The sequence below is a fragment of the Pseudomonas sp. MWU16-30323 genome (assembly GCF_020515595.1).
Classification (GTDB): Bacteria; Pseudomonadota; Gammaproteobacteria; order Pseudomonadales; family Pseudomonadaceae; genus Aquipseudomonas; species Aquipseudomonas yamanorum.
The window spans coordinates 25,466-48,127 of record NZ_JAIWYM010000029.1; the positions used below are offsets into that span (position 1 = coordinate 25,466).

A 22,662-nucleotide genomic window follows, 5' to 3' on the forward strand; every position below is an offset into this window, starting at 1 on the left:
CTGTATGAATTTTTTGTCATAAAACTCGGCTCTAACCGCGACGCTCCGACAAAATGGCTACCCCAGTTTGGCCTTACGGTATTCATCGGGTGTCTCGCCCGTGAGTTTGCGAATTTCGGCCTTTACAGTGGCCATTCTGGCCTTCCAGATCCTGACACCAGCGCCTCCCTTAGATCGACTGTCGCCGGCTGGCACCCGGCGGCTGCCCGGTAACGCGCTTGAACGCCCGGCTGAACGCCGCCTGTGAGTTATAGCCAAGGCGCTGTGCCACGGTTTCGATCGGCAGCCGCTCCAGCGTCAGCCACTGGCTGGCCAGGCGCATCCGCAGTTCGGTGGCGTAGCGCAACGGTGGCGTGCCGATGGTGGTTTGAAAGTGCTGGGCGAACACTGAGCGTGAGGTGTGACATTGCGCTGCCAGTTCCTCCACCGTCCAATCACGCCCGGGCTGCTGGTGCAACGCCAGCAGGGCCTTGGCCAGGCGCGGGTCGCGTAGCGCGGCCACCAGGCCGGACGCATTCCCGCAGGCACACTCGACCCAGCCCCGAACAACCATGGCCGCCACCACCTCTGCGAGGCGCGCCAGAATGCCGGCGAAGCCAATGCGGGCGCTGCTGACTTCACGCTCCATGGCCGCCAGGATCGGCATCAGCCCCGGATAACGTTGGCCCTTGGCGTCGATCAGCATCAGGTCCGGCATCAGGCGGCCAAGGCCGTGCAAGCTCCCCAGTTCAAACTCCATGCAGCCGCTGAAGAGCAGGGCGCTTTGCGTCACGCCCACATCGGCCCGGGCATCCACGGCACACACCGCATCGCCGAGGGCTGCCCCGTTGAAGCTGTCGATGTCCTGCACCGGCACCTCCGGGCTGGAGAGCAACTGATGGGCGCCCCCGTGGGAGATGAACACGGCGTTGCCTGGCGTCAGTTCGTACAGGGTGCTGTCCTCGGTACGCAGGGTGACGCTGCCAGCGGCGACAAGGTGGAAGTACGCATGCCCGGGTTTGGCCGCAAAGCCCAGGCCAAACGCCGGCCCGGCCTGGATGCGCCGGTAGTCGACACCCCGCAGGCGCATGCCGCGCAGCAGCTCGTTGATGAGGTCAGAAGACTGGTCGAACGGATCGGTGGGCATCATTTTCGGGGTTTAGGTAAAGGATTCGAGATTTTGCATCATAGATCATCCTGATCGTCGCACCTAGACTGCCGGTCGCGATCACTTTTGAAGGATGACCCTGATGAGCAGTTGTGTGTGTGGCGCCGTAACCGGTGCAGATGCAGCGCCCGCGACGCCGGCCTGGATGGCGGTGTTTTCGTTGGCGATGGGCGTGTTCGGATTGCTGACGGCGGAGTACCTGCCGGCCAGCCTGCTGACGCCGATGGCGGTCGAGCTTGGCGTATCGGAAGCCTTGGCAGGGCAGGCGGTGACGGTCACGGCGGTGGTCGCGCTGTTCGCAGGGTTGCTGGTACCGGGCCTGACCCGCGGGATCGACCGCCGCGTGGTGTTGCTGTGCTTCAGCGCACTGATGATCTGTTCCAACCTGCTGGTGGCGGTCTCGTCGAGCCTCACGGTGTTGCTGCTGATGCGCGTCCTGCTGGGCATCGCACTGGGGGGCTTCTGGAGCATGGCGGCGGCGGTGGCGATGCGGCTGGTACCGGCGGCATTGCTGCCGCGTGCCTTGTCGATCATCTTCAGCGGCATCGCGGTGGGCACTGTCGTGGCGGTACCGCTGGGCAGTTTTTTGGGCGGGCTGTACGGCTGGCGCAGCGCGTTTCTCGCAGCCGCCGCAGTGGGCGGCGTGACCCTGGTGTTCCAGCTATTCACCCTGCCGCCACTTGCACCCCGCCGGACGGCACGCTTGAAAACCGTGCTTGAGGTGCTGCTGCGTCCGGGCATTGCCGTGGGCATGTTGGGATGTGTGCTGGTGCATACCGGGCACTTTGCGTTGTTCACCTACATCCGGCCATTCCTGGAAAGCACCACTGGTGTCGGCGCCGAAGGGCTGGCGTTGATGTTGCTCGGGTTCGGCGTTGCGAACTTCGCCGGCACGCTGCTGGCCGGTTGGCTGCTGGTGCGTCTGCCACGGGGAACCCTGGTGCTGATGCCGGCCCTGGTCGGCGTGGCAGCACTCGCCCTGGCGCTGTTGCCGGCGACCGTGACGGGCCAGGTGTGGCTGTTGATGCTCTGGGGCCTGGCGTTTGGCGGCGTGCCGGTGGCCTGGTCAAACTGGGTTGCACGGGCAGTGCCTGATCAGGCCGAAAGCGCCGGCGGCATGGTGGTGGCTTCGGTGCAGTCGGCGATTGCCGCCGGGGCGGCGGCGGGGGGCGCGATGTTCAGTTTCAGTGGTATCGACGGGGTCTTTGTCGCGGCAGGTATCTTGATGCTGCTGGCGGCACTGTTGATTGCGCTGAAGGTGAAGGTAGAAGCGCCTCCACAAGGTGCAGAGGCGGGGCCGGTGTTTCATCTCTGAAACCGTGTTAGAGGCAGGGGGCGAGAATAAACGCATGCGCTTCGCCCCCTTTCAGTCCGCTTGATCAATCCTGCTGGTTTTGGGCTCGGGTCCAACTCCGAGCAATCGTAGCTGAACGACCGCCTGCTGATCATTGTCCGGCAGCGACCCTCGTATCTCTCTTTACTTCAGTAGCTGCGCAAAATAACCTCTGCCTCGCAGGCACCGTCCTGCTCCTTCAGGTTTGGCAAGGCGCCTCACACTCACCAGCACCGCCTGGCAGGTGTCTCGGTGCTTGCACGTTGAGGTTCTGCGATGAGCGCAGTTGTTGATCATGGCGTCCGTTTCGGACGAATTGCAGTAACGCTTCCCGTAAAGGACATGGGCAAGGCTCATGACTTCTAAACCAAGGTCCTGGGGTTTACGAAAACCTTCGAAAACGGAAACCCGGTCGGCTTCATGATTCTGAAACGCGACCAGGGTGAGCTGCATTTGACCTTGCAACCCAACCACCCAGCCGCCGCATTCGCGATTGCCCATCTTATGGTGGCGGATGTCGACAGGCTGCACGCCGCTTGCGTGCAGCATGGAGCGAGGATCATCAAGCGCCTCAAAGACCAGGATTACGGGTTGCGGGCGTTTGTGTTCGAAGACCCGGACGGGAATCGTATTGATGTAGGTCAGCCGCTCTAACCGAGCAATCAGGGAAGATAATGTTGACGACTACCGATGTTGTTCACACGCTGCGTGCACCGTCAGAGCTTGATTACTACGACACCCGGTCAGCCCCGCTGCCTATTGAAATCACCGCGCTGGATGCCTGGAACATCATGACCGGCGAACCGGGGCCGTTGATGCAGGTGGCTTTCCGAATCAGGGATGCCATTTCCTCGTTGTTTGGTGTGAAGCGCATCGGTGGGTTCTCCGGCACCCGGCGCGAGGCAGTCCAGGTGGGCGAACGCCTGGACTTTTTTCTGGTGGAGCGCAGCACCCCCGACATGCTGGTGCTGACCGAGCGTGACCGGCACCTGGATGTGATGATCTGCCTTTCAATCGCTGACCGTGTACTCACGATCACCTCGTCGGTTGTCACCCATAACACCTATGGGCGCCTCTACATGCTGCCGGTGGGGCCGGCGCACAAGCTAATCGTCAACAGCCACCTCAAACGACTGAAACGAACGCTGCAAGAGAACACATAACGCCCGGCGGGTAGGGGGCCAACTACACTCCCTTGGCCTCGCCAATCAGAATATCCTCGAAAAACGCCCCGATCGGTTGGGTGGGATGGCACAGCTGAATCTCCAAAACCCACACCATCTCGCTCGGTACGATCTCGACCTCAGCCAGCTTGTCCTGCCCGAACAGGGCATGGGGGAAGTCGGCGATGCGGTGCCCGGCCAGGTTGCGCTCAAGGCGCCAGCCTTTGGCGTGGGCACTTTGCTCGGCAAAGTCGTACAGCTCGCGCCCGGTCAGCCCGCGGTGCCAGGCGTCGCGGGTTTCGTCGAACACTTCATGCAATGCCTTCACGCAGGCGCCATGCAACGGGTGCTCGCCGAAGACGAAGGTGTCGCCGTAATCGCCTTCATAGCCATCCCACACCGGGCCAAGGTCGACCACGGCGATATCGGTGGCCCGCAGCTTGCGCTGTGGGTCGATGCCTTGGCGCGGTGTGCGGATGGTGTCGTCGCCAAAACGGATATAGGTGGGGTGCCAGGTGTGAGACGCGCCCATGGCCTGCAAGGTTTGACTGGCCATGTCGAGGGCTTGCGCCGTGGTCATGCCGACTTTCAATTGGGCGGCGATGGCGGCCAGGGCCCTGACCGTCTGCTCGCGGGCCGCGAGCATGCCGTCCAGCGAGTAGCGCGGGCCGACTTTTTCCAGCACCGGGTGCCGTGTGTTGAGCGATTCCGCTGGTGTCAATGCACCGCTGGGGACGAAGGCTTCGGCGACAAAACGATGAGCCTGGGCGCCCACTGCCAGGCAGGTTTCGCGGACTTGGCTGATCATCTTGCTGTTGCCGCAGGCATAGATCTGGCTCTCCGCCCAGTGGTGGGGCTGTGTCAGCGCAACCTGTTGCACGCGGGCGTCTACCGACTGCACTCGATGCCAGCGAAAGCGTGGATGCGCCTGGCTGGCCCGCTCCAGAAACTCGGCGTCGTAGAAGTCTGCCGGCGACGAGTTCCCCCAATACAGGGTGACTTCGGCCTGGCGGGCCAGGGCCGTCAGCAACAAGGGCTTGATACCGGCATAACCGGTCCCGGTGGCGAACAGCACAACAGGGCGCTCATCGTCGTGTTGCCAGGTGCAGGCGCCCACGGGGCCTTCGAGTTTCACGGCATCGCCCACTTGCAGGGTCGGCAGGATGCGTTCGGAAAACAGGCCCCCGCTGACCTGGCGAATATGAAACACCAACCGGCCTTGGTCCTGTGCGGGCAGATTGGCGACGGAGAAACAGCGGCTGTCGCCATCGTCGAGGCGAAACCTGAGGTACTGGCCGGCCCGCACGTCGAGTGGCTGAGCGGTCAGCAACACCAGCTCCACGATATCTGCGCTCAACGCGCGTTTGCTGATCACCTGTGCGCTGACTTCCAGCATTGGCGTATCCAGCGACCAGCCGGGGATTTCCAGGCGCATGTCGCTGCAGGCATGGCTCTGACACAACAACATCTCGTCAGCCGCGAGTGGGTAGGAGGGCGCCGGGGTGTCGGGTGTGAGCACCTTTTCGCGGAACTGGCCCGACACCACCTTGACCTTGCACGACCCGCAGGCGCCGCGCCGGCAGGAGAAGGGGACGGCAAGACCGCTGGCCAGCATGGCGTCGAGCAGCAATTGGTCGGCGGCTTCGAAGGATTTGCCCGAGGGCAACAATTCAACGACATGGCGGTTGTGCATAAACACCTCGGGGCAATTGAGGTTCGATTGTTGCGTTAGACTAGGACCAGAAGAACCTCCAGTTTTGGATAATTCACATGGTCCAGCTTCGCAAATGGCGCCCGCTGCTCAAACTCGATGGCGCGCAGCCGCAGGCGTCCTACAGGAAAATCGTCGAGGGCTTGGTAAGCGCGATTGTCGAGGGTCGCCTGCGCCCCGGAACGCTGTTGCCCGGCACACGGGAGATGGCGCAACTGCTGGACGTCAACCGCAAGACGGTGATCCTTGCCTACGAGGAGGCGGTGACCAAGGGCTGGCTGGTCAGTATTCAGCGTCGCGGCACTTTCGTCAGTACGCAACTGGCGACAGGCGCGGTGACTGCCGCCAGCGCGCCGAAGTCGTTTGCCCCCGCGTTACGGGACGTGCCTGCGGCTGCCTATTTCACCCCGGGCGAGCAGGTGACAACACTGCAACACCGGCCGGGTGCGCTGTTTTTCGATAATGGCGCCTGTGACCATCGTTTGCTGCCCCAAGCCGTCCTGCATCGCTATTACCGCAACGCCTTGCGCAACAGCTTTACCACCAACACCGTGCGCCATGGCACCGAAGGCAGCGGCCAGTACCTGCGCAACGCCCTGGCGGAAATGTTGCGCCACAATCGCGGCCTGAATGTCGACGCGCAGCAGATTTGCCTGACCCAAGGCGTGCAGATGTCGCTGTACCTGACCGCCAGCGCGCTGCTCAAACCCGGTGATGTGGTGGTGGTCGAACGCCTGAGTTACCCACCGGCCTGGGAGATTTTCCGCCAGTTGGGCGCGCAACTGGTCACCGTGGACCTGGACGACGAGGGTTGCCGGGTCGACCAGCTCGACGAACTGTGCCGCCGGCACAACGTGCGGATGATGTATGTCACCCCCCATCACCAGTTTCCTACCACCGTCAGCCTGCGTGCCGGACGTCGCCAGCAACTCCTGGAATTGGCCCGGCTGCATGACTTCTGCATCATCGAGGAAGATTACGACCACGAGTACCACTTTGCCGGACGGCCCTATTTGCCCCTGGCCAGCGACAGCGCGCAGCGTCATGTGATCTACATCGGCTCACTGTCCAAGTCCCTGGGCAGTACCTTCCGTTGCAGCTATATCGTTGCCCCGTCGAACCTCATCGAAGTGCTCGAGCGCACGGCGGCGGTGAGCCTGGGCCAGGGCGATGCCGTGATGCAGCGGATGCTCGCGGACTTGATCAACGATGGCGAGTTGAAGAAACATCTGCGTCGGGTATCCAAGGAATACCGTCGGCGGCGGGAGACACTGCTGAGTTGTTTGCTGGAGGCGTTTGGCGAGCAGATAGCCGTGCAGGAGCCGGAAGGCGGGCTGGCGTTGTGGGTCAGGTTCTGCGACTCAATCGACGTCAATCAACTGGCTGAAAAAGCCCTGGAGCTGGACCTGGTGGTGCGCAGCGGTCGCCTGTTTTCGCCCTTTGATCATCCGGAGAACGCCTTGCGCCTGGGCTTCGCCTCGCTCAATCCGGAGGAAATCCGCATCGCCACGCAGCGCCTGGCTCAGGCGGCGCGGGCGATTGGGGAAGCGGCTAAATAACTACGCCGGCTGACGCCCACCTGCTCAGTCCGGAAGCGGAGATCTAACAAGCAAAGAAAATCCAGTGTGGGAGCGGGCTTGCTCGCGAATGCGGTGGGTCAGTCAGCACATTTTTCACTGACACACCGCATTCGCGAGCAAGCCCGCTCCCACATTTGATCTTTGTTGGATTGGGCATTGCGTTCACAACAGCCGAACCTAGCGCGACAACACCGGCGCCGCGCCTTTTTCCTCCGCGCCCACCTCATGCAGGGAAATCCGCGAGGTCTCCGGCAACGCCAACCCACCCGCCAGCGCCAGCACCGCCACCGCAATCAGATAAAACGCCGGCGACAGGTTGCTGCCCGTGGTGCTGATCAACCACGTCGCCATCAACGGTGCCGTACCCCCAAAGATCGTATAAGCCATGTTGTAAGTAATCGCCGAAGCGGTATACCGCGTGCGGGTCGGAAAGGTCTCCGACAGCAACGCCGCCGTTACCACTCCACACAACACCGCGCCCACCGCCAGCAACATCACCCCGACGACCGACGCCGCGAACGAGCCGGAACTGGCCATCAGGAACGAGGGATACACCACCACCATCAACAACACACACGCCGTCATCACCGTAACCCGACGTCCCACCCGGTCCGAATACAACCCCGCCAGCGGGCAAATCGCCGCCGCGAAGATCAGTGCAATCAGCGACACCAGCAACGCCATCGCGCGGCTCAGCCCACCCGCCACCTGCAGATACGTCGCGAAGTAGGTGGTGAACATATAAAACGACAGCGCCGTGAGCGACACAAAAGCGCCCAGGCAGCAGATCGCCGCACCATGGTTGCGCAAGGTTTCCTTGAGCGGGGAGTGGGCGACCGCGTGTTCCTGCTTCACCGCCTGGAACGCCGGCGTCTCATCCAGCTTCCAGCGCAGGTAAAGCCCCACCAGCCCCAGCGGCGCGGCGATCAGGAAGGGCAGGCGCCAGCCCCAACTGCCCATCGCCTCGGCGGACAACGACGCTTCAAGTGCATAAGCCACCACCGCTGCGGCGGCGAACGCAGAGAACGTCGACACCGGCACAAAGCTGCCATACCAGGCGCGTTTGTCACTCGGCGCGTGCTCCATCAGATAGGCACAGGCGCCGGCGTATTCACCCCCGGCGGAGAAGCCTTGGGCGCAGCGGATCAGTGACAACAGAATCGGCGCCGCCACACCGATGGCCGCGTAGGTGGGCAGCAGGCCGATCAGCGTGGTGGCGCCGGCCATCAGCAAGATCGTCATGGCCAGCGTGCGTTTGCGGCCGATCCGGTCGCCGAGCATGCCGAAGAAAATCCCGCCCAGGGGCCGAAACGCGAAGGCCACGGCAAACACCGCGAAGGTCTTGAGCAATGCCGCGCTGGCGTCGCCGCTGGGGAAGAATTGTTGGGCGATGGTGGTGGCGAGGAAGCCATAAACGGCGAAGTCGAACCACTCGACAAAGTTACCGATGCCGGCAGCGATGATCACTCTGCGCAGGGTTTGCGGGCTGACCTGTTCGGTGGAGGGGCTCGTCATGGGGGAAGGCCTCGGCGGTGGTAGGGGGATGCTTGATTATCGGGGGCGGCCGTTGGGCGACGGGGCTCAAAAGAGTCGTCCGCGTAGTCAGTAGCGACTTGATGGGGTAGGGCAGAGGCAGGAATTGGGCCAGGTAAGGCGGGCGCTATCGACGGGCGGCGCTGGTAACTCGCCGTTCAGCCTTGGTATTACTCAACACGGCCCCATAACTAGGGCTGTATCCATCCAGGGGAAGAACACGCCATGAGCAACCAAACTGAAACCGCCATCCTCGCCGGCGGCTGCTTCTGGGGCATGCAAGACCTGTTGCGACGCTACCCCGGCGTGCTGCAAACGCGCGTCGGCTACACCGGCGGCGATGTGCCGAACGCCACCTACCGCAACCACGGTAACCACGCCGAAGCCATCGAGATTGTTTTCGACCCGACGGTGATCACCTACCGGCAGATTCTCGAGTTCTTTTTCCAGATTCACGACCCGAGCACGCCCAACCGTCAGGGCAATGACCTTGGCCCCAGCTATCGTTCGGCGATTTATTACCTCAGCGAACAGCAGCGCGATGTGGCGGAAGACACCGCAGCGGATGTGGATGCCTCGGGGTTATGGCCAGGCCGTGTCGTGACGGAAATCGAACCGGCGGGGCCGTTCTGGGAAGCGGAGCCGGAGCATCAGGATTACCTGGAGCGGATTCCGAACGGCTACACCTGCCACTTCATCCGCCCGAACTGGAAACTGCCGAAACGCGGTTAAAAATGTGGGAGCTGGCTTGCCTGCGATGGCGGTGGCCCAGTCGAATAAATTATCGACTGATGCACCGCCATCGCAGGCAAGCCAGCTCCCACACAAAGCCCTCGCCTACAAAATCTCCTATGCCCTCAGCGCATCTGCAGAATGATCGGGCTGCTGCTCGCCGGGCCCGTGTGCTCACGCAACTTGCCCACCGCCTTCGCATCCACCGCACCACCCTGATTGCCCCACGTGCCGCGCACAAAGGTCAGCACCTCGGCAATCTCCTGGTCCGACAACTGCTCCCGAAACGCCGGCATGCGATAAGCGTCCGCCACATTCGCCGCCACCACCCGCTGCGAGCCGTTCAGGGTGATGTTGATCGCCGAAGCATTCTCCTTGGCCAACGCCGAAGTCGCACCCGCCAGCGGCGGCATCCAGTCCGGTTGCCCTTTGCCTTCCAACCCGTGGCACGAAGCACAACGGGTCACATAGGTATGGGCGCCCGGCGCATCCAGGCGTTCCGCAGCCGACACCGCCTGATACTGCCAGGCCGCACCATCACGCTGCTCGTCACCCGGCAACGACCTGAGATAGCGCGCAATCGCCGCCAGGTCATCGTCGGTCATGAACTGCGTGGAGTTGTTGAACGCCTCGGTCATCGAGCCATAAACCACCGCATGCTTATTGCGACCGGTCTTCAGGAATTGCACCACTTCCGGCTCGCTCCAGCGCCCCAGGCCCGTGTTGTGATCGTCCCGCAGGCTCGGTGCGTACCAGCCATCCAGCAAGCCACCGGCCAGGTACGGCTTGCCGGTTTCATCCAGCGCCTTCTCGTTAAAGGCCAGGCCCCGTGGCGTGTGGCAACTGCCGCAATGCCCCGGCCCTTGCACGATGTAAGCGCCGCGGTTCCACAGCTCATCCTTCCCGGCCTTCGCTACGTAGGGCTTGCTGTCGGTAAACACGCCATTCCACAGCGCGATAGGCCAACGCATATTCAATGGCCACGGGATCGAACTCGGCGCATTGGCCTGCCGTACTGGCGCCACGCCCTTCATGAAGAACGCGTACAAGGCGCGCACATCATCGTCGCTGAGCTTGGCATAGGACGGATACGGCATCGCCGGATACAGGCGTCGCCCACCCGGCGCGACACCCTGGCGCACCGCGCGGTCGAAGTCGGCGAGGCTGTAGCGGCCGATACCCGTTTCCGGGTCCGGCGTGACGTTAGTGGCATGGATCGCCCCCAGCGGCGTGGCCATTTCCAGCCCACCGGCAAAAGGCGCGCCGTTGGGCACGCTGTGGCACGCCACACAATCGCTGAGCCGGGCGACATACTCGCCTCGGGCGATCAGCGCGGGGTCTGCGGCGACAGGCTCGGCGCCCAGCGGCGAAACCGGCTCACGGGTGACATACCAGGCCAGCAGGCCTGCCGCGACCAGGCACGGCAGCGCCAGCCAGCCAACGGTTCTTGCGAATCGACGGTTGTTCATAAGTGCTCAGGCCCCGGTCAGGTGAAGGAGTAGCGGCTTAACGGCATGCTGCGAATGCGCTGCCCCGTCAAGATCGCCACGGCGTTGGCCACGGCAGGTGCCACGGCTGGCAGCGGCGGTTCGCCGATGCCACCCATTTTTTCCCCGCTCTCGATCACGCGCACATGCACCCGCGCCATCCGCGAAGGCGGCAGCACCGGATACAAATCGTAGTTACGCGCCCGAGGCAAGCCGTCCACATACACCGCCTCTTCCAACAGCACCTGAGACAAGCCCAGGGACACCGCCCCATTCACCTGTGCCTCGACAATCGCCGGGTTGACGATGCTACCCGGGTCGATTGCCTGCCAGATGTCATGCACCTTGACCTGCCCGTTCTCGATCGAGACCTCGGCGATCACTGCCGTCTGCGTGCCGAACGGCGACGCCATCGCCACCCCACGGGCGCGCTTGCTGCCGTCTTCGGCGACAAACGGGCCACGTTTCCAGCCTCCCGACAACTCGCCCACCGCCTTCAGCAGCGTGGTCAGTCGCGGGTTATCCCGCAACAGATGCAGGCGCAACTCGAACGGGTCTTTGCCGCCTTTGTCGGCCAGCTCATCCAGAAAGGCTTCGTAGAAAAAGTCATTCAGCGAGTTGCCCACCGAACGCCAGTAACCCAGCATCACCGGGCCCTTCACATAAATCTGCGCAATGCGCTTGTTGGGAATCGCATAGGACTTCCCGGACAAGCCCTCCAGCGCCGTCGGGTCGAGCTTCTCGCCTTGTTTACCAGCCAGGGCCTCAGTCGGCCCCTCCGTGGCACTCACGGCTTCAATCGCCACCGGCCAGCCATCACTGTCCAGCGCCCCACGGAAATTCACCGACGCCACAGGGCGCAGTACATCCCGCAGAAACTCTTCTTCACGGCTCCAGATCAACTTCACCGGGCGCCCGACCGCCTTGGCCAACTCAATGGCCTGCGGGTAAGGGCTGGCGGAGTCATACAGAAAATGCCGGCCGAAAAACCCACCCAACAGCGGCGAATGCAGGGTAATCCGCGACGGGTCCAGCCCGGTGCGCTTGGCGATATCGGCCAGGAACATATCCTGCGCCTGATTCGGCAACCAGATCTCCAGCGAACCATCAGCATTGAAACGCGCCAGCGCCGAAGGCGGCTCCAGCTGCGCATGGTGCAGATACTGGTTGTGGTAAGTGGCCTCGATCTTGGTCTTGGCATTGGCCAGCGTACCGGCCACATCACCCTCGTTCTCATCATCCCAGGCCGGGCCGGTTTCTGCGGCCAAGCGCTTGAAATGCTCGTCGCTGGAAAAGTCCTTCGGCATCCCGCGCACTTTCGAATCCGCCGTCGGCTCCAGCCAATCGACCTGAATCGACTCCACCGCACGCTTGGCATGCCACCAACGCTCAGCCACCACCGCCACCGCACCCGGCAGGCGATGCACCGAATGCACCCCCGGCATGGCCTTGACCTGGTCCTCATTGCGCAGGCTACCCACCGTCATGCCCAAGCGAGGCGCATGCTGCACCGCCGCGTGGAGCATGCCGTCGACCTTCATATCAATGCTGTACAGCGCCTTGCCGGTGGACTTGTCATACGCATCCAGACGCTTCACCGGCTTGCCGATCCAACGGAACTGGCTCGGGTCCCGCAGCTTCACACTGGCCACGTCCGGCACCGGCAGGTCCATCGCCCGCCCGGCCAGCTCGCCATAGGTAAGGGAACGCCCGGACGCCGCGTGCACCACCTTGCCCGGCTCGGTCGACAACTCACCCACCGGCACCTTCAACGCCTGCGCCCCGGCCTCCAGCAACATCGCGCGGGCCAATGCCCCCAGCCGGCGCATCGTCGGGTAACTCATGCGCACCGACATACTGCCGCCGGTAATCCGCATGCCATTTTCCATCACCACAAAGGCTTCACCGGGCGGGGCGCACTCCACCAGGAACGTGGACGGGTCGGCGTCCAACTCCTCGCCGACAATCTGCGCCATCGCCGTGAACGTGCCCTGGCCGCCTTCGATAAAGGGGCTGAGCAAACGAATCGTGTTGTCCGGACGAATCTCCAGGAACGCCGGCACCTGCGTACCGCGCTCACCAGCCGCCGCCGCAGTGGCCGCCTGCACCCGGCCAGAACCCAACGGCAGACCAAAGCCAATCACCAACGCACCCACCGCCGTACTGGCCAGGAAACGACGGCGGGACAGGTTCACCGGGTCATTCAACGCCGCGACCAAAGGCAGTGCAGCGGGATCAATGCGAACGTTCATCAGGCCTCTCCCTTCGCAAGGTCATGCACCGCCGCATGAATCGCGTTATAGGTGCCACAGCGACAGAGATTGACCATCGCCGCGTCGATCTGCGCATCGGTCGGCTTCGGCGTTTGCTTGAGCAGCGCCGTCGCCGCCATCACCTGGCCGGACTGGCAGTAACCGCACTGAGCGACCTGATACTCGACCCAGGTCGCGACCACCCGCTTGCCGACCTCATCGGACTCGATCGCCTCGATGGTCGTGATCTCCCGACCGACCACACCGGAGACCGGCGTGACGCAGGAACGCACCACATTGCCGTCCACCAGCACCGAACATGCACCGCACTGCGCCAGGCCGCAGCCGTATTTGGTGCCGGTCATGCCCAGGTTGTCGCGGATGACCCAAAGCAGAGGCGTGTCGGGTTCTGCATCGACTTGGTGGGTCTGCTGGTTAATTCGTAATTCCATGGCTCACCCGCTGATCATCGGTTGGTGTTGCATTTTTTTAGTATGTTTGGGCGGTGAAGTGGGGCTTCGCCGCAGGGCATCGTAGGCCCGTTATGGTTCACGCGCGCGTGGTTTGAGTAGTTTAGCGGGCGTTTGGATTGACTCTAGACCGTAGGTCAGGGGGGCGCTATGGGGAGGGTGAAAGGTCGGAGGATTAGGCAAGTATTCGACAGGAATGCGTTAGAGAAGAGGGCGCCGGGTGACTTTCTCACAGGTAATTCCGGGTGGCGCGTCTGACGATTCGTTTTTTGCAAAACCTAGCCGAAAGGTCAGTTGTTTGGCTTTGGGCCGTCCAGCAGCATCGCAGGTGCAATTCCAACTCAATGAAGCAACACCCTTGCGGTGTTGGACCCGCTTGGACGGCAGACAAGGACAGCACAATGGAAATCGAGCGCGTGGAGAAACATCAATGAACGAAGGATTTTTCATTGGCAAAGGTGACAAAACCACCTGCGGCGGGGAGGTTCTGGAGGGTGATCCCAGAATCAACATAATGGGCCTGCTTCATGCTTGTGCAGGTGATCGGGTTACGTGTGGGGTGGACGGGGAAACGTATCAGATTGTCGGTGGCATTTCGCATATGCACAGTCATGGCAGGCTAATGGCTGGCACGCTGGACAGCCGTAGTGGTTGCCCCTGTAACGCACGGCTGATTCCCTCGGAGCTCACCACCAGATACCGGAACGAAAGCGCTGCACCCCAGGCAAGCAGGCGAGCGGCGCAAAGCGTTGTTTCAACGGTAACCCGTCCCTCTGTAGCGCCGCGTCAATCTGCGTTTGCTCCTTCGGGCCATGCAGCCCCGCTGGTATTTAACCGATTGGAGCCTCAGGAGCCGGGTTTCTATGTGGTGCCCAAAAGCATGACTCGCGAAGCACTGGAGACTCTGCTTTTCCCCACCGTCGATCCGGCCGTGATGAGCAAGTTCAGGGCGCTCAACCCTAACCTGGGCGAGGTCAAAGCCGGCTCTCTGATCGTATTGAGCGATCCGACAAACACGTCCTGTACCTACCAGGAGGCACAACTGATGCAGGCGGCTCAGCAGGTCAAGGCGTCCCTGGACCCTCTGACGCCGGACGAGGCCGATTTCGCGTTTCTTCACGCTGCCGAAATTGCCAGTTATATGGCGCCCGACTCAACCTGGCTCGGCGTCAGCGCGGTGGTAATGGAAACGCACCTGACCCGGCTGCGGGACACGCTTCAGGCCATGGAGCGGCTGCATCAGGAAAGCTATCGTCAGCATGGGCATCTTAAATCGCCGCAGTTTTTTGCTGAACGCAAGCGGCTGATGGCGCAGTTGGATGCGCATTTGCTTAACTCCACTCGACTACGTGGCCAAACGACCATGGGCGATCATCCGAAGCTGAAAACGGCTCTGGGTATTTCGAGCCGAAGCTTGGTGCACCATTGGGGTAAGGCCGGTGGGCCGGGGCAGATTCCGGGGTATGCCACGCATGTGGAGGCGACGAGTCGGGCAGCCAAGTATATGAAGGCGGGTGGGTATATCGCGATTGGTATTGGTGGGGGGGCCTCGCTTCTGGCTATTCAGGAGGTGTGTAGCGGGGATTCTGGAGCCGCTTGCGAGAAGGTTAGGTTTACTGAGGGTGGGAAGTTTGGATTGTCCACCATATTTGGTTCTGCGGGTGGGTGGGCAAGTAGCGTCGCTGGGGGGCCGATTTGCGTGGCGCTTGGCTTCTCTACAGGTATCGGAGGTGTGATCTGTGTCGCATCCATAGTCGGGGCTGGCACATGGGCGAGCACGACTGTGAGCGGTAACGCGGGCGAATACTTGGGGGAGAAAATTTACGAGGCTACGCAACGATGACCAGTATTGACTCCTGGTCTCCTTGGTTAGCGATTATTTTTATTGGTACACCCACTCTGCTTGCAGCCGCGGGTCTTGCAGTCAGTCTGTACCTTACCCACTGTCATCTGGACGCCATGAAGGAGGCCTTGAAGAACAGTCGTTATATTTACATTTGGGGAGATAGCCTGGGGAAACGGGGTTTGATTTGGTCCCTCTTGGAGATGGGGAAAATCGCCGGGATGATTTTGATGCCAAAAGCATACATCCGCCTCGGCGACTTGGACCCAGTGGATGTTGAGAGCTTCCCACCTTATCTAAAACGGCTTCTAGTAATTACTACGGCGATGATAGTCACGTCCTTAATCTGGATAGTAGTGGTAGCCGTGCTACTGGAGGTCAGGTAATTCTGGCAGGACCTCACCGGGACAGCGTGGGGGTGATGGAAACGCACCTTACACGCCTGCGCGACACGCTTCAGGCCATGGAGCGGTTGCATCAGAAAAGCTATCGTCAGTATGTGAAGATCGGTGAGTTGGGGGGCGAAAGATTAGGAGAAAAACTGTATGAGAAAATCTTGCCATGACAGAGGAGGAGTTTTGGAAATCCTGGCTAGTTATCTGGATTTTGGCATGGCCGTTTCTGCTCGCGATTGTAAGTTTGACGTACAGCTTTTATCTGAGCCGCTTTCATCTGGACGCGATAAAGGATGCGTTGAAAAACAGCCGTTATATTTATCTTTGGGGGCCGAGTCTGGGGAGGGGAGGTCTGATTTGGTCTCACTATGAGATGTCAAAAATCTCCGGGATGGTGGCGTGGCCGAAGACGTATATCCGCATGGGCGATTTAAACCCTGTGGACGTTGAAAACTTCCCCCCACACCTGAAGCGTCGTTTACTCATCAATCTAACGCTGATGGGTATTTCCTCCGCCGGGATATTAGCTGCAGGCCTGCTGGCGCAGTACGGGTAGCGGGACGAAGGGCTAACTCGGGTAAGGCGGGCGAATGCAGGTGGGAAAGAATTCACGAGGCTACGCAACCATGATCCGTGTTGACTCCTAGTGCCCCTGGTTTACTAGGAAAGTTTCAAGAAATGAAGTCTAAGGCAAAAGCATGCAAAAGTTGTCAAGTGATTAGTAGTGCGCCATTAATCAAAATAAAAAATGGACGCTGCTATACGTGCAGAAAAAAATCTCATGAGAAAATCGCCGATACGAAAATATCATTTTTAGCACCTGTAATCCTCGGTGCTATTTCTTTATATTTTTTGATGGTATCAATAAGCTCGGTTTATTTTCAACACGCTATTATTTCCTATAGAGGGCGGGGGTACAGCGCATCATATGAATTTACAGGCATTGCAATTATCCTTCCTGTATTGTCATTTATAATGAACTTCATTGTTTCTTTAGTATTGGCTTTAGCCTGCTATGATAAGCGTCGTGAAAAAACATACACTAAAGTAATAGTGGGAAGTCTTCTTTCTTGCTTTGTTTTTCAAGTAGCTGCTGTTTTTTTTGGCGAAAGAGTAAGTTAACGATCCTAAAAAGTGAGCTCAGGCCACCATGAAAAATAGAAATAAAGGGGACAGAAATAAAGGGGACGGCTTCATTTAAAAAATGGATCCATCCCTTTTTCGCTCCACCTCTCGACTTACGCGACCTGAGCCTTGGTGGAAGGCGGGGTAGACTTGCGATAAGTCAACAACACAATCCCAGTCACTACAATCACCCCGCCCACCACCTGGCCGGCGCTGAGCATCTGGTCGAGCAAGAAATAAAGGGGACGGCTTCATTTAAAAAATGGATCCATCCCTTTTTCGCTTCACCTCTCGACTTACGCGACCTGAGCCTTGGTGGAAGGCGGGGTAGACTTGCGATAAGTCAGCAACACAATCCCAGTCACTACAATCACCCCGCCCACCACCTGCCCGGCGCTGAGCATCTGGTCGAGCACGATCCAGCCCATCAACAACGTCGCCAGCGGCTCAATGTTCATTACCGGCGCATTACGCGGCATATCCAGGCGCGGCACCGAAATGAACAGCACGATAAAACCCGTGCCATACAGCACCACCAACGTGGCCAGTGCGAGCCAACCGGTACTGGTGGCCGGCAGGTTCAGGCCATCGACAAGCGCACCGCTCAAACCCGCGAGGTTGACGCTGCTGAACACGATAAAAATCGTCAGCAGACTGCGCACTGAACCGCGCACCAGAGACAACCTGTGGTCAGTGATCCACAGCGCACAGGCGAATACGAACGCGGCGCAAAAGGCCAGGGTGACGCCGAGCATCCATTCCGGGCCCAGGGTGGTGTTGGCGGAGAGACGGCCGGGTACGTCCAGCACGAAGACAAGGCCCACCAGAATCAGGCTCATCAGCAAGGCCGTGCGCGCGGTGGGGCGTGGGCCGCCGAGTGCCCAGGTGAGCAGGGCCAGCAGGATGGGGAAGACGTTGGCGACCAATAAGGCCAGCGCTACCGGGACGCGGGCGACGGCGGAGTAGAGGCAGAGGCTTTGGGTGGCGATGAGAAGGCCCAGGAGGACTTGCCAGCGCCACGCGCCTGGGGGGAGGCGGAGGTTTTGGCGTTGGTATAGGACCAGTATCGCCAGAACCAACAGGGTGCCGCCGGAGCGCATGAGGATTGCCAGGAGGACTCCGGCGCCGTCGTCGAAGGCTACGCGGGCGGCGATGTGGTTGCCGGCGAAGGCGCAGCCCATGCAGAGGAGGATTAGGACGGCTATGTGGCGGGGGAATTGGGTGGGGGCAGGGGGAGTCATGGTGGGGGCTCGGGAGTTGGCGCCATCGTCGGGGATGGGGGATTATTTTTAGGTTGTCGTACAACTTGGTGGTGGGATTTGTAGCGTTTTTGGTGGGAGGGGGCAAGGGGTTGTTTTAGTTAGGTTGGCTAAGAGTGCCTACCGAAGCAGCTTCCGCCGAAATTCGTAGGGGCGCCGGGCGTGGGACGGATAGCTCTAATTCAGCTGGTCGTTAGAAGGAGGTCGTATGAGTCGTTTGGCGGAAGCGTCCCAGCGTGTTTTCGGCAACTAGGTCGGAAAGGGATGGATTTATTGATTTGGAATAGATCGCTTTTGGCCCAACAATGGAGATAAGTCGAATAATTCGTGATGGTCGAGAACGGCTGTTCGCGAAAGACCACTTTCGGCCAGAAGCAGACGGCCGATGTCGTTCTGGTTTCGACTGATTTGAGCTTGCGCTATAGACGACTATCGCGAGCGTTAGAGTCTGACGCCTGATTGGGGGCATTCACTTTCGCAATTTTCAAGCGAATAGTCTTGTGGACCCAATCCTCATCCTATCGCTTTCCAATAAACGAGCTGCCAAATAGATGGCTTTTGGCCGCATGGCTGATTAACATCGGGATGCCTCGCCTGCTTGCTGGTGCAGCCGCCTCACAGCACTGAACCAAGTTTGACAGACGCCAGCCATCTCTCTTCGGAGGTTGCTGTCCGGGTCGCGACCAAGATCGCCGTTAAGGCTTCGCGGTCTCCCGAAGGTAAAGAGCACCGCTCGACTGCTGCGTCAATAACCGTAACTCTGTCTGTACGTTGGGGTCACCAGACGGTTAGCAGCTTTATTTTCAGCGTGGTGTTCGATGTTCAGCCGCACGGCGCGCGCTTGACCGCGAAGCCCAAAAAGGTACGATTTTCACCTTGGCGGGCCCTTCGGAGGACAATATGCGGTCGTGCAAAAACGTGCCAACCTGGCGCATGGCGCGAGCTTAGCCGCGAGGCCCAAAAAGCTACGATTTATCGTATTTTGACGGATTCTTTGGGGGTAATCATGCGTTTATGCAAAAACGTGCCAGCTTGGTGCTCGCCGCATCACGGAGTTTCGTGACTGCAATCAGCCTCGCCTGCTTGCTGGTGCAGCCGCCTCACAGCACTGAACCAAGTTTGACAGACGCCAGCCATCTCTCTTCGGAGGTTGCTGTCCGGGTCGCGACCAAGATCGCCGTTAAGGCTTCGCGGTCTCCCGAAGGTTGAAGGTCCTCTGTAGCAGTTGGGTGAGAGTTCACTGGTGTCTCCCAACAAACAAGGAATTTTTATGGCCTCGTCGCTTTACCGTAGGATCTACAGTGGGGATTCGTTGTATTCGGCTTGGAGGAAGGTCAAAGAAAGTGCCTTCTCTTCATCATCCGAAACTATCCGAAACGAAGCTAAGGCTTTCGAGAGCCAACTCCCCAAGTCGCTTTCCGACATCCAGCGCACGCTATCCAAGAAGACCTTTACCTTCCAAAAACAGACTGGTGTGGCTATAACCAAAGCCAACGGAAATTCTCGCCCGATTGTACTTTCACCTATACCAAACCGGATCGTCCAACGGGCTCTACTCGACGCCTTATCCCGCATTAAGTTCGTGAAAGAAGCGCTGGCTACCCCTACGAGTTACGGCGGCATAAAAAACAAACGGGTCTCGATGGCGATAGCCGACGCCAAGGTAGCCATTGCGAAAGGGGCCGCCTTCCATATCAGGTCAGATATCGCTGAGTTCTTTACCAGAATTGACAAGGCCCGAGTGATGAGACTTGTGACCCCTCACATCAAATGCCCAGACACAATTGCTTTATTTCAAGCAGCTATCACCACAGAGCTCGCGAACATTGACGTTCTTCGGCGACAGGGCCTCGATGAAATTTTCCCCATTGGGGTGGAGGGTGTAGCTCAGGGATCTCCACTGTCGCCACTCATAGCCAACTTGTACCTCCACGACTTCGACAAAACCATCAACGATGGTGAGGTCACTTGTCTTCGGTACATCGATGACTTCCTAATCCTCGGGAAGGATATGGGCTGCGTGGACCGTGCTTTTAGCAAAGCACAGACTGAGCTCAAAAAGCTCTCACTTGAAGCATACCGACCCTTCGCGACAAGTGACAAAGCTTCAAGGGGTCTTACAGCTAAAGGATTCGATTTCTTGGGCTGCTTCGTTTCGGCAGGATTGGTCCAGCCATCGACAGCTACGAGGGAGCGATTCAGGAAACGGATCAAATCCGATTTAGACGCATCGATACGCATGATGAAATTCAGTGTCGAAGCTGGAGATATATCCCCAAAGGGATCCTACTCTGGCGCGCTACAGAATCTCGATAGAGTAATCCTGGGTTGGGGAAAGGCATTTTCCTTTTGCAGCAATGGCCAGTGGATAAAGAGCTTGGATGACTACATCACAAATACATTGGCGCAGTATGAAATAGAGAAAGCGAACCTCTTTCAAAAAACAAATGGCACCACTCAGCGTAGGATGCTGGGGGTAAGGCTGCTTGCAGCGGTCCACTCGGAGCGCAAAGAAACGGAGTGACCGCGTTTGTCCGATAAATGCCTATCGCGCAGGGCAGCTATCGACCCATTTCTGCCGGTGGCGAAAGGCAACAATCGACCAAAAAATGTCGCTTTTGAACATGATTGTCTGACATCGGCCTGATGATTCTCGCAGTACACGTTGACCAGCAATGCGTGCCGTGATATCAGTTTACCATCGGGCTCGGGGCACGATTTAACTTTCCACTGACTATATGCGGTGGCCACTGCAAGGGTAGCTTTGCCTGTTCGCGCTATACGTTGACGTTATCGATGGCGCTGGTAGAAGAGAAAATAGCCCCGAGACCCGGTACTACGAATGGATATCGACGAAATTTTCAAGAATTTGTTTGGTCCCGGCTTTAGTAACCTTGATGGATTTTGTCAGTTACTTAAGGTTGATCAAAACAAACTACTGAGCTTTCTTTACAAAAAGAAAGGCAGCCATTACGTAAGCTTTTCCATTTTAAAGAAAAACAAAACCCATCGCACCATCAAAGCCCCAAAAAGGGTGATGAAAACAATTCAGCATGCACTATTGCCGCATTTGGAGAAATTCTATTCTCCAAAATCTTCCAGCCATGGCTTCGTCAAGGGCAGGAACGTTAAGACAAATGCTCAGATCCACGCCAGAAAGAGATATGTATTCAATATTGATTTGAAAGATTTTTTTGAAAGCATTCACTTCGGACGAGTCAGAAACCTATTCATGGCTCATCCATTTAATGCACCCCATAATGTTGCGACGGTCATGGCACAAATCTGTTGCAGCGACGGGAAATTAGCTCAGGGCGCCCCTACGTCACCGCTGATATCTAACATGATATGCCGTAAGCTTGACTCACAACTGCAGGCGTTAGCAAAGTCAGGCAAATGTCACTTCACCAGGTATGCTGACGACATCACATTTTCGTTTACAAGCACCGCAAAACATCTGCCTAAGGATATTGTCGAGATTTCCGAAGACGGCAGAGCGATACCTGGGCGCGAGCTGGAAGAAATCATCAAATCCAATGGATTCATCATAAATCCTGAAAAAACGCGTCTTCAGCACCGTACGCAGCGACAAATGGTAACCGGGCTTGTTGTTAACGATATGCCGAACGTCACGAGAGAGTTCATCCGTTTAACGGGCTCAATGATCAACGCCCTCAAGCGCTACGGGCCTGAGCTGGCAGAAGCCAGATATCTGGAGATCCTCAAGGGCAAAAATCAGTCACTGCAGTCTCGACAAACTCTGCGGACAAAGGACAATGTTGGCGATTTTTATATCAAGGTGGTCAAAGGACGACTGAACTACATCCAGATGGTTCGGGGGCGAGGTGACAAGATATATCGTAGATTGGCGTACGAGTTTACAGTAGCAATAGGCAAAGAAAATACTGAGTTCAAAAAATCACCAGAAGAAATTTTAGGAAACTCAATTTTTGTCGTAAACAATATAATTGATGAAAGCCAAGGGACAGCCTTCCTTCTGGAGGGGGTCGGCATAGTGACCAACGAACACGTTGTGACCGGGGTATGCAAAACCATCGCCCGTCACTCCATTTCATTCCACCGTGCCGGTGACCCGAAAGAATATTCCGCAGAGCTTATCCTTTCAGACAAGAAAGCAGACTTGGCTATTTTTCATCCCAATGAGGATTTTAAAAATATACCTGCCCTGCAAAAATGCGATAAGACTATCATTCGCCCCACCGATCCGGTTCTGTCTATCGGCTTTCCTAAACATCGAGACGGTACAGCACACTACATCGCGAAAGGTAATACTACCCAACGGCGTCGACAGGTTGACCTAGACCTTTGGCTGGTAGATTTCACGCTAATGGAGGGAAACAGTGGAGGCCCTATGTTCAACGACTCAATGGAAGTAATAGGCGTCACAGCCAGAGGCGCTAAAAACAATATAGAAGCAGCACTTTATGGTTTTATACCATTAGAGAGCTTGAACAACTTTACAAAAAGAGCCGACTTTTTGTTCCTAAAGAAGTTGTATGACTATATGGGGGGCGGAACGCTAAAGCTCTTACCGGAAATTCGCGGCAAAGGGATTTTTAGCAGCACCCATCAAACAAGGCTTCATAAGGAGGAGCATCTCTAGTGCTTTGG

At 58.5% G+C, this 22,662-nt stretch carries 17 protein-coding genes and 1 pseudogene; 10 read left to right on the forward strand and 8 right to left on the reverse strand.

The features are described from left to right. Nucleotides 1-169 precede the first annotated feature (169 nt). Entirely contained in the window at nt 170-1,126 is a 957-nt protein-coding gene (locus LIY45_RS24960) for an AraC family transcriptional regulator (RefSeq protein WP_226477978.1), read from the reverse strand. Nucleotides 1,127-1,229: 103 nt separating this feature from the next. On the opposite strand from LIY45_RS24960, the gene LIY45_RS24965 reads away from it, so the two are divergent. From LIY45_RS24965 to LIY45_RS24975, 3 genes are all read left to right on the forward strand, one after another. Continuing rightward, nucleotides 1,230-2,462, forward strand: a complete 1,233-nt coding sequence (locus tag LIY45_RS24965) for an MFS transporter (protein ID WP_226477953.1) — start codon at nt 1,230-1,232, stop codon at nt 2,460-2,462. A gap of 393 nt (nt 2,463-2,855) precedes the next feature. After that, nucleotides 2,856-3,134 (forward strand): VOC family protein, encoded by a 279-nt coding sequence (locus LIY45_RS24970; protein WP_226477979.1) that lies wholly within the window; start codon nt 2,856-2,858, stop codon nt 3,132-3,134. Nucleotides 3,135-3,154: 20 nt separating this feature from the next. Then, nucleotides 3,155-3,643 carry a DUF2867 domain-containing protein gene (locus LIY45_RS24975; RefSeq protein ID WP_226477954.1) on the forward strand — a complete coding sequence of 163 codons (489 nt, stop codon included), beginning with the start codon at nt 3,155-3,157 and terminating at the stop codon, nt 3,641-3,643. 22 nt (nt 3,644-3,665) lie between these two features. Here the strand turns inward: LIY45_RS24975 and LIY45_RS24980 are convergent, their stop codons facing one another. After that, entirely contained in the window at nt 3,666-5,336 is a 1,671-nt protein-coding gene (locus LIY45_RS24980) for a M24 family metallopeptidase (protein WP_226477955.1), read from the reverse strand. Between the two features lie 77 nt (nt 5,337-5,413). Between LIY45_RS24980 and LIY45_RS24985 the strand changes: the two genes are divergently transcribed. Beyond that, nucleotides 5,414-6,913, forward strand: a complete 1,500-nt coding sequence (locus LIY45_RS24985) for a PLP-dependent aminotransferase family protein (RefSeq protein WP_226477956.1) — start codon at nt 5,414-5,416, stop codon at nt 6,911-6,913. Nucleotides 6,914-7,111: 198 nt separating this feature from the next. On the opposite strand, the gene LIY45_RS24990 is transcribed toward LIY45_RS24985, so the two are convergent. Further along, nucleotides 7,112-8,449 carry an MFS transporter gene (locus LIY45_RS24990; RefSeq protein ID WP_226477957.1) on the reverse strand — a complete coding sequence of 446 codons (1,338 nt, stop codon included), beginning with the start codon at nt 8,447-8,449 and terminating at the stop codon, nt 7,112-7,114. Between the two features lie 243 nt (nt 8,450-8,692). On the opposite strand from LIY45_RS24990, the gene msrA reads away from it, so the two are divergent. Next, a complete protein-coding gene (gene msrA, locus LIY45_RS24995; RefSeq protein WP_017478755.1) occupies nt 8,693-9,199 on the forward strand; it encodes a peptide-methionine (S)-S-oxide reductase MsrA in 507 nt (168 codons plus the stop codon). A 125-nt stretch (nt 9,200-9,324) separates the two neighbouring features. Here the strand turns inward: msrA and LIY45_RS25000 are convergent, their stop codons facing one another. From LIY45_RS25000 to LIY45_RS25010, 3 genes are read right to left on the reverse strand one after another with little or no spacing between them, the layout of a single operon-like run. Then, nucleotides 9,325-10,668, reverse strand: a complete 1,344-nt coding sequence (locus LIY45_RS25000; RefSeq protein ID WP_226477958.1) for a cytochrome c — start codon at nt 10,666-10,668, stop codon at nt 9,325-9,327. 17 nt (nt 10,669-10,685) lie between these two features. Beyond that, on the reverse strand, nt 10,686-12,938 hold the full coding sequence (locus LIY45_RS25005) for a molybdopterin cofactor-binding domain-containing protein (RefSeq protein WP_226477959.1): 2,253 nt from the start codon (nt 12,936-12,938) through the stop codon (nt 10,686-10,688). Further along, nucleotides 12,938-13,390: a (2Fe-2S)-binding protein gene (locus tag LIY45_RS25010; protein ID WP_226477960.1), complete on the reverse strand. Its 453-nt coding sequence runs from the start codon at nt 13,388-13,390 to the stop codon at nt 12,938-12,940. The genes LIY45_RS25005 and LIY45_RS25010 overlap by 1 nt, the downstream gene beginning before the upstream one ends. 448 nt (nt 13,391-13,838) lie before the next feature. Here LIY45_RS25010 and LIY45_RS25015 point away from each other — a divergent pair, with 448 nt between their 5' ends. The 3 genes from LIY45_RS25015 to LIY45_RS25025 all read left to right on the forward strand — a co-directional run bounded on the left by LIY45_RS25015 (nt 13,839) and on the right by LIY45_RS25025 (nt 16,768). Then, nucleotides 13,839-15,251: a PAAR domain-containing protein gene (locus tag LIY45_RS25015; RefSeq protein WP_226477961.1), complete on the forward strand. Its 1,413-nt coding sequence runs from the start codon at nt 13,839-13,841 to the stop codon at nt 15,249-15,251. 561 nt (nt 15,252-15,812) lie between these two features. Then, nucleotides 15,813-16,202, forward strand: coding sequence for a hypothetical protein (locus LIY45_RS25020; RefSeq protein WP_226477962.1), 390 nt, complete (start codon nt 15,813-15,815; stop codon nt 16,200-16,202). 122 nt (nt 16,203-16,324) lie between these two features. Next, nucleotides 16,325-16,768 (forward strand): hypothetical protein, encoded by a 444-nt coding sequence (locus tag LIY45_RS25025; RefSeq protein WP_226477963.1) that lies wholly within the window; start codon nt 16,325-16,327, stop codon nt 16,766-16,768. A gap of 116 nt (nt 16,769-16,884) precedes the next feature. On the opposite strand, the pseudogene LIY45_RS25030 reads toward LIY45_RS25025, so the two are convergent. Both LIY45_RS25030 and LIY45_RS25035 read right to left on the reverse strand, forming a co-directional pair. Beyond that, a pseudogene (locus LIY45_RS25030) lies at nt 16,885-17,010 on the reverse strand (EamA/RhaT family transporter); the annotation flags it as partial. Between the two features lie 57 nt (nt 17,011-17,067). Further along, nucleotides 17,068-18,012 carry a DMT family transporter gene (locus LIY45_RS25035; protein WP_226477964.1) on the reverse strand — a complete coding sequence of 315 codons (945 nt, stop codon included), beginning with the start codon at nt 18,010-18,012 and terminating at the stop codon, nt 17,068-17,070. 1,288 nt (nt 18,013-19,300) lie between these two features. Here LIY45_RS25035 and LIY45_RS25040 point away from each other — a divergent pair. Further along, on the forward strand, nt 19,301-20,554 hold the full coding sequence (locus LIY45_RS25040; protein ID WP_226477965.1) for a reverse transcriptase domain-containing protein: 1,254 nt from the start codon (nt 19,301-19,303) through the stop codon (nt 20,552-20,554). A gap of 318 nt (nt 20,555-20,872) precedes the next feature. Next, nucleotides 20,873-22,654, forward strand: a complete 1,782-nt coding sequence (locus LIY45_RS25045; RefSeq protein WP_226477966.1) for a reverse transcriptase domain-containing protein — start codon at nt 20,873-20,875, stop codon at nt 22,652-22,654. Nucleotides 22,655-22,662 lie beyond the last annotated feature (8 nt).

Bases quoted from the DNA above. Each gene is read 5' to 3' on its own strand.
- LIY45_RS24985 (WP_226477956.1), top strand. From the start codon at position 5,414: ATGGTCCAGCTTCGCAAATGGCGCCCGCTGCTCAAACTCGATGGCGCG.
- LIY45_RS25040 (WP_226477965.1), top strand. From the start codon at position 19,301: ATGGCCTCGTCGCTTTACCGTAGGATCTACAGTGGGGATTCGTTGTAT.
- LIY45_RS25015 (WP_226477961.1), top strand. From the start codon at position 13,839: ATGAACGAAGGATTTTTCATTGGCAAAGGTGACAAAACCACCTGCGGC.
- LIY45_RS25005 (WP_226477959.1), bottom strand. From the start codon at position 12,938: ATGAACGTTCGCATTGATCCCGCTGCACTGCCTTTGGTCGCGGCGTTG.
- LIY45_RS24990 (WP_226477957.1), bottom strand. From the start codon at position 8,449: ATGACGAGCCCCTCCACCGAACAGGTCAGCCCGCAAACCCTGCGCAGA.
- LIY45_RS24975 (WP_226477954.1), top strand. From the start codon at position 3,155: ATGTTGACGACTACCGATGTTGTTCACACGCTGCGTGCACCGTCAGAG.
- LIY45_RS25025 (WP_226477963.1), top strand. From the start codon at position 16,325: ATGAAGTCTAAGGCAAAAGCATGCAAAAGTTGTCAAGTGATTAGTAGT.
- msrA (WP_017478755.1), top strand. From the start codon at position 8,693: ATGAGCAACCAAACTGAAACCGCCATCCTCGCCGGCGGCTGCTTCTGG.
- LIY45_RS24980 (WP_226477955.1), bottom strand. From the start codon at position 5,336: ATGCACAACCGCCATGTCGTTGAATTGTTGCCCTCGGGCAAATCCTTC.
- LIY45_RS25045 (WP_226477966.1), top strand. From the start codon at position 20,873: ATGGATATCGACGAAATTTTCAAGAATTTGTTTGGTCCCGGCTTTAGT.
- LIY45_RS24965 (WP_226477953.1), top strand. From the start codon at position 1,230: ATGAGCAGTTGTGTGTGTGGCGCCGTAACCGGTGCAGATGCAGCGCCC.
- LIY45_RS25035 (WP_226477964.1), bottom strand. From the start codon at position 18,012: ATGACTCCCCCTGCCCCCACCCAATTCCCCCGCCACATAGCCGTCCTA.
- LIY45_RS25010 (WP_226477960.1), bottom strand. From the start codon at position 13,390: ATGGAATTACGAATTAACCAGCAGACCCACCAAGTCGATGCAGAACCC.
- LIY45_RS25020 (WP_226477962.1), top strand. From the start codon at position 15,813: ATGACAGAGGAGGAGTTTTGGAAATCCTGGCTAGTTATCTGGATTTTG.
- LIY45_RS24960 (WP_226477978.1), bottom strand. From the start codon at position 1,126: ATGCCCACCGATCCGTTCGACCAGTCTTCTGACCTCATCAACGAGCTG.
- LIY45_RS25000 (WP_226477958.1), bottom strand. From the start codon at position 10,668: ATGAACAACCGTCGATTCGCAAGAACCGTTGGCTGGCTGGCGCTGCCG.